The sequence below is a fragment of the Intestinibacter sp. genome (assembly GCF_022780145.1).
In the GTDB taxonomy this organism is placed as follows: Bacteria; Bacillota; Clostridia; order Peptostreptococcales; family Peptostreptococcaceae; genus Intestinibacter.
Genome location: NZ_JALEXO010000063.1, coordinates 1 through 7021, shown reverse-complemented (window position 1 = coordinate 7021; position 7021 = coordinate 1). Strand labels below are relative to the sequence as shown.

Below are 7021 nucleotides of genomic sequence, written 5' to 3'. Positions count from 1 at the left end.
CATAGATGCTCCATTTAATAATTCTATATTAAATACATTTCCTACACTGATAGCGCCTTGATCTGATACAATTCTTGTGAACGGATCATCTGGTTGGGCCATCCATTCATGACCATGAATTGTAAAGCTTGTATTTCTAGGCTTATCTGCTGGCATTAAAAGTCTTATTATAACTTTTTCACCTGGATATGCTTCTAATACAGGTGTTGATGGGTCTTCATGTTCTTTAGAGCTAAATACCTTAGATATATCAGGATTATGTTGTAATCTATTGAAAAATCTCTCTGATTTATAGTTAAATCCTTTTTCTCATCTATCTTCAAAATCTACAGGCTCAATAGCTAACTCATCCTCCAAAATATTTTCTGTAGATATTTCTGACTCTCCATGCTCTACAGGTTCTTCAGGTCCCTCTTCCTCTTCTACAGCAGTTTGTATTAAATTGCCTTTTTCATCCACAAGTCTTATACCATTTTGCATAAATAAAACAAATTCTCTAAACTTCTCATTTTTACCTGCAGATACTAGCACCTGTTCTTGATGATTGGCTTTATATCCATTATCATAAGAACTGTGTATTTTGGAACCTTCAGGCTCTATTATTATCGCTCCGAATAACCCGTGATATCTATGGTTTCTTATATCAGTAAAAGATGATAATAGGCAAGTTCCATATTCCTCATCTGCATACCATAGATATGTTTTACTTTCTCCTGGTGCTACAGTTTGTTCTACGTTGTTGTATCCTATATTTACACCGCTATCCTTTACTGGATCGAATCTTAAAAATTGTGTACTAATTCCCACTCTCATAGATGGAGTTATTTCTTTATCTACTGGCACACCTGGATATTTTAAAAATGGTATTTGTTCATTGAAGCAATTAGTCAAAGTTATTTTTATATATTCGCCTTTATTTGCTCTCAATATTAAAAGCTTAGGTTCTATTTTCCCACTTATTATATCGTCTTTAATTTCATATGGTACAAATAATAGACCGTATGGATCGTGATCTTTATATTTATTATAGATTAAATCTTTTTGTATGGCTGCTATGTGGAATTCTCTTACTTTTTTATATGGGCAATGTTTACTCTTAATCATACAATCCTTAATTTCGTCTTTATAGGATTTAACTTTATCAAATGAGCATTTTTTACAGCTATCAATAGGAATTAACTTATGATTTTTATTTTTGTATACTCTTATTATTCCCCAAAGTCCTAGCCACAAGTCGTCTTGACCTCCGAAATAGTAAATATAATCACCTGGTTTGTAATCATCAGTTATTCTTATATTAAACGCTTCTGATATTCCTAGAGTTTGAGCTTGAACTAATGGTGATTTTCTATCTGTTATTTCCTTTCTCCATTTCATTCCGTGTATATTAAAAATATGCTGTTCTTCCTGAGCACCGTCTAATAATCTTATAACTATTTCTTCTCCTGGATATGTTTCAAGAATTGGTGTAACTGGATCTCCATGCATATTTGAATTAAATACATCTGATGGATCATCGTATTTATCGTTTAATCTTTCTCTCAATGGTTCAGATTTATAGTTTATACCCATTACACCTGGATCATCATGAGAACCTGCAAATGGAGGTGGATTTAATGCCTTGCCATGTCTATCGAATAATAATGCAAAATCATGGACAAATAATCCAAACTCTCTAAAAGCTCTACCTGAAGGCGTTTTTATTACAGCTTTTGTTCCATATTTTATTCGTTTACCTGTTTGTGGATCGTGATATGTCGATCCCTTAGGTTCTATTATAAGTCCTCCAAACAATCCATGCTGTTGATGTGAATTTGGGTTTAGGTGGTCATGGAAAAAACATGTATTTAATTCTTCATTAGCATAATATCGTTCTACTAAAGTTTCTCCATAAAAAACAGAAGCTATATTATTATATCCATTTGCACCACCATCTGAAGTTATAACATCAAATTTAACTAAATGAACATGGAAACTTACGTTGTCTGTTAATGTCTTCAATTGAAACTCTGTCGCTGGTAGTGTTTCTGGTAAAAAATTAGTCAGTCTAACCTCTATACAATCACCCTTGTTAGCTCTTATTACTAACGGTTCTACATCTACATATCTATTTTCTATTGCATCTATATATTCTTTAACTAATTCTTCCCTATTTTTAATTGTAACTCTACACCCGGTATACTCTTCTATTTGCTCTTTTAGCACATAAAATCTTCCAACTGGATCATGCCAATGAGCATCATTGTAAACTAATTTTGCCTGTAGCGCAAATATTTCAAATACAACATCTGGAGCTTTTGCCTTCCATTCACAATTACAATGCTTATCACTACAAGGCTGTGCATATAAAGCTCCCTTAGAATAATTTTCTACAAAGTTGTCTCTTTCAAGTTCAGTTGGGCATATTTTATTTTCACCCTTTTGATTTAAAATTCCTAAAGGTGGTTGTTTAGGTCTTTCTCCAAATTCTCCATTTATAAAGTTGTAAAATCCTGGATGATGCAAACTTTTTCTAGGTGGTTTTTTTCTATCAGGTAAAGGATTTAAAGCTTTTACATAAGTCCCATCAGGATATAATGGAGGTATAATCTCACCATTTTCAACTACTGTATCTTTTCCAGTTTCTAATCTATCGAATACTCTCCACAAGGACCACATACCCTCATGGAAATGTGGATATAAATGACAGTGCCATATATGGTCTCCTATAGAACCTGGCAAACTTCCTGCACCATGTAGTATATCTATATCATATGTTTCCTGTGGACTTATAGATATTGAATCTATTATAGTTGAATCTGGATCATCAGCCTCTAACTTCCACTGATGTGTATGAAGGTGAAATACGTGAGTTTCTTTAACTCCTCCATGTATAAGTCTAAATCTCGCTGGATCTCCTACATATGCTCTCGGTATAAAAGTAGCTGGGTCTCCATTAGTCCATGAGCTCATAGAAACATCTTCTCCATCTACCAATGTATGGTCTGCCTTTACTATATCTACAACACCGCCACTGTCCCTTTCATCACAAGGGTTACAGTATTTAAAACCCCTGTCTTTATCTGGTATCATATGGGCTCTATTTACCATCGGCTCTGATCTATAGCTAATAGCAGTTACTCCCATCGGTTGACCAGTATGCGGATCAATTATCTGCCCTCCAAATCTATTTCTCATTTCAAGTTCATCGTGAAAATATACTGCATATTCTCTAAAGCTCGGTTTATCTGGATTGTGTATATCTGCAAATGCACCGCTTTTCAATTCACTTCCATCTACAGGATCTGCCCATGTAGAGCCTTATGCTTGTACTATAAGCGCTCCAAATAACCCATGTATATTTGTTCCTTCTTCACTAAAGCGTGTATCTCCCATATCACTGAAATAGAATATTCCTTCTCTATCAGCATACCATTCGTAAGTTATTTTTTCACCTTTGCCAACTGTAGAATCTTCATTATAGCCTACATTAGCTCCGTCTGATTTTATATTTTTATATTTGAGTCCATGCATATTAATCGATAATCTTCTGTCTTCATCGTGCTCAAATTCAATTATTATTGTTTCTCCAACATTTGCCCTTATTGTAAGAGGCTGAACTTCATCTGTAGGTATCGGTAGTGGATCTTCATTTTCATCCCTATTTTTAAAGTTACGCATAGCTTTTTCTTTATCTTCACTTAATATATACATCAATCCATTTGGATCATAATCGCCAAAAAAATCATATACAATCGGAATTGATAATACTGTAACATTGAATTTTCTAATTTTACTATCCACTTGTATTCCTCCTTTAATTACATTCTTATTATTTAATATGATATATAATTACATATTGTTACATTTCCATTATTTTTTTGACATATTATGATTTTATAACTAATACAAATTCGCTCAAAAAAAGAGATATAGAAAATTAATCCTATATCCCTCTTAAATTTGCATTTCTATAATTTCTTATTTAATAGCTTCTTTTTCTACATGTAAAACTTCACCTGTTATAGCATCTACTGTTACATCGTATTCTGTGTTGTCTTTTACTAATTCGCCTTCGTATGTTGCTGGTTCATTATCATCATCATTTTTATCGAATTCAAGTGCTACTATTTTAGCATCTAGAACTTCTTTTTTCATTATTTGTTTTGCTTTTTCTCTAGTTATATATTGTTCACTTGAATCATTTGCTTTAGAAGTATTATTTTCATATCTTCCATCATATTTTTCTTGTTCTGATTCTAAAACTTCACCTGTTACAGCGTCTACAGTTATATCGTATTCTGTATCGTCTTTTACTAATTCTCCTTCATATTCCGCTGTATTATCATCTTTATCTTCATCTAGTTGGAAATTTACAAATTCAGCGCCTTCAGGCACTTCTTTTTGCATTATTTCTTTAGCCTTATCTTCTCCTATGTAATCCTTAGTTGAATTTTCTTGTGACGCAGATGCTACTGATGTACTTTGTGTTTCTGTTTTTGTACTACTACCATCTGCTGATGAATTAGAACAACCTACCATACACATACCTGCTATTGCTACTATTCCTAACATTGTTATTATATTTTTCTTTATTTTCATATCTCTTACCTCCTAAATTTTTGCTTTGTTTTCTTTTACTATTAAATACATATATAGCATAAATTTTAGGTACTTTTTTTAAAAAATTTTTATTTTTTTATCTTTTATCTCCAAAATATGCAACTACAACTGTACCCTGTGCTGTATGAGCACCTATAGTCGGACAAATATCTTGAATCATTATGTTTTCTATTCCATATTTATGTTTTATTCTATCTGCTAAATACTGAGCATCCTCTATGCAATCACCATGAGATATAAATACCTCTTTTAAATTTTTTACATCTGCATTTTTTTCTATATTATCCGCTAATACATGCAATGCTTTTTTGCGTCCTCTTACTTTCCCTATATTTGCTAATTTTCCTTCATCATCCATATGAAGTATAGGTTGTATATTTAACATAGTTCCTACAAGAGCTTGAGTTTTTGAAAGCCTACCCCCACGGAATAAGTGATTTAAATCAGATACTATAAACTCATGTATTACATGTTTTTTGTTTTCATTCAGCCATGTAGCTATCTCATCTATAGTTTTACCTTGTTTTTTCATGTCAACTGCCTTCATAACTAGAAATCCTTGCCCAACTGTCCCTGATAATGAATCAACTACTATTATTTTAGCCTCTGGAAATTCCTCCATAACACTCTCTGCACATATTTGAGTAGTATTATAGCTTGAACTCAAACCTGACGAAAAGCTTATATGAAGTATATCATATCCCTTTTCAACTTGTTCCTTCATTTTGTCCATTACATTTTCAGGATTAGCAGCACTAGTTGTAGGCATTTTTCCATTTTTTAATGCTTGATAAAAATCCTTAACAGGCATATCTTTTACCCCAGGTATGTATTCTTCTCCATCTAAAATATAATATAATGGATGAATTGATATATTATTTTCTTTTAAATAAGAACTTGGTAAATCCCCAGTCGAATCTGTTGAAATAATAAAATTTCTCATTTTTCCAACCTCCTCTTCTATTTAAAATAAATCTATATTTATAATTTATATCACTTTTTTGGTTTTTAATAACCAATATTCTTATTTTTATATTTTTTCATACGGATTTCCTCCATTATTTAATATTTTATTATATATTAAGATAATAAATATATTTATATTGTATTAGATTTTACACTATGATAAAGTTTCAAAAAATAAACAAAAGCCATAGATAACTAAATCATCTATAGCCTTTGCTCTATTGGTTACAATTATATTGTAATAAAAATACTATCTCAAATTAGTTTGTCCCATAACATCTAAGTCTATCGTTTTAGCTGCTTTTCTTCCATCGGCAATCGCCTTACATACTAATGATTGTCCTGTTCTCATATCACCTGCTGCATATATGCCTTCAACTGAAGTTCTCTTAAATTCATCAGTTTTTACATTTCCTCTCTCATCAAGTTCTACTCCTAAATCTCCAAGTAAAGTCTCATGCTCTGGATGTAAAAATCCTAATGCGAACAATGCTAAATCACAATCTATTTCAAAATCAGAATCAGGTATTTCTTGTCTATTTTCATCTAATTTAATTGCATGGAGCTTCTTAACTACTCCGCCTTCTCCACTAAATGCAGTTGGTTTTACAGAGTATTCTCTGATTCCACCTTCTTCAAATACTGGGTTCTTAGTCATCGCAGATATTTTGCCCCAGAAGCTCGCTCCTTTTGAATCTCTTTCACTTTCAGAAGATCTTTGTAGTTGATATACATTTTTAGCTCCTTGTCTAATTGCTGTACCGACACAGTCGTTGGCAGTATCTCCACCACCTATTACTATTACAATTTTTTCAGTTGCTAAAATTTCTTCCTCTTCAACATCAAGACCTCTATTTCTCTTATTTTGTTGTTTTAGATAATCTACAGCAAAATTAAGTCCTTTTAAAGATCTTCCTGGAATAGGTAGATCTCTTGCTTGAGTTGCTCCTCCTGTTAAAACTACTATATCGTATTCTTTTTTAAGTATTTTTGCTGGGTAATCTCTTCCTACCCATATATTTGTCTTGAATTTTATTCCTTCTTCTTTTAATAAATCTACACGTCTATCTACAACCCATTTTTCTAATTTGAAATCTGGTATACCATAGACTAATAGTCCACCTATTACATCATCTCTTTCAAATACAGTTACATCGTAGCCTGCTTTATTTAATTGGTCTGCACATGCAAGTCCTGCTGGTCCAGAACCTATTACTGCAACTGTCTTACCTACTTTTACTAGAGGTGGTTTTGCAGTTATCCAACCTTCTTCAAATGCTTTATTTATTATACTCAATTCCATATTTTTACATCCAACTGGATCCTTTATAGCACCTAATACACATGCCTTTTCACATAATCCTGGACATACAGTCCCTGTAAATTCAGGGAAGTTATTTGTTTGAAGTAATCTATCTAAAGCGTCCTTCCATTGACCTCTGTACACTAAATC

5 protein-coding genes are annotated in these 7021 nt (G+C 32.3%); all 5 read right to left on the bottom strand.

Annotation, left to right across the window (positions count from 1 at the left end; genetic code table 11):
* Nucleotides 1-309: 309 nt before the first annotated feature.
* Nucleotides 310-3264 (bottom strand): copper oxidase, encoded by a 2955-nt coding sequence (locus MR593_RS02485; protein ID WP_290686647.1) that lies wholly within the window; start codon nucleotides 3262-3264, stop codon nucleotides 310-312.
* A gap of 36 nt (nucleotides 3265-3300) precedes the next feature.
* Nucleotides 3301-3783 carry a multicopper oxidase domain-containing protein gene (locus MR593_RS02480; protein WP_290686646.1) on the bottom strand — a complete coding sequence of 161 codons (483 nt, stop codon included), beginning with the start codon at nucleotides 3781-3783 and terminating at the stop codon, nucleotides 3301-3303.
* A gap of 177 nt (nucleotides 3784-3960) precedes the next feature.
* Nucleotides 3961-4581, bottom strand: coding sequence for a PepSY domain-containing protein (locus MR593_RS02475; protein ID WP_290686644.1), 621 nt, complete (start codon nucleotides 4579-4581; stop codon nucleotides 3961-3963).
* Between the two features lie 97 nt (nucleotides 4582-4678).
* Nucleotides 4679-5545 carry a DegV family protein gene (locus MR593_RS02470; protein WP_290686642.1) on the bottom strand — a complete coding sequence of 289 codons (867 nt, stop codon included), beginning with the start codon at nucleotides 5543-5545 and terminating at the stop codon, nucleotides 4679-4681.
* A 273-nt stretch (nucleotides 5546-5818) separates the two neighbouring features.
* On the bottom strand, nucleotides 5819-7021 hold a 1203-nt coding region (locus tag MR593_RS02465), incomplete at its 5' end, for a glutamate synthase subunit beta (RefSeq protein WP_290686640.1).

What these genes read in the sequence shown, in the direction of transcription:
- MR593_RS02475 (WP_290686644.1), bottom strand. Translation starts at nt 4,581, where the DNA reads ATGAAAATAAAGAAAAATATAATAACAATGTTAGGAATAGTAGCAATA.
- MR593_RS02470 (WP_290686642.1), bottom strand. Translation starts at nt 5,545, where the DNA reads ATGAGAAATTTTATTATTTCAACAGATTCGACTGGGGATTTACCAAGT.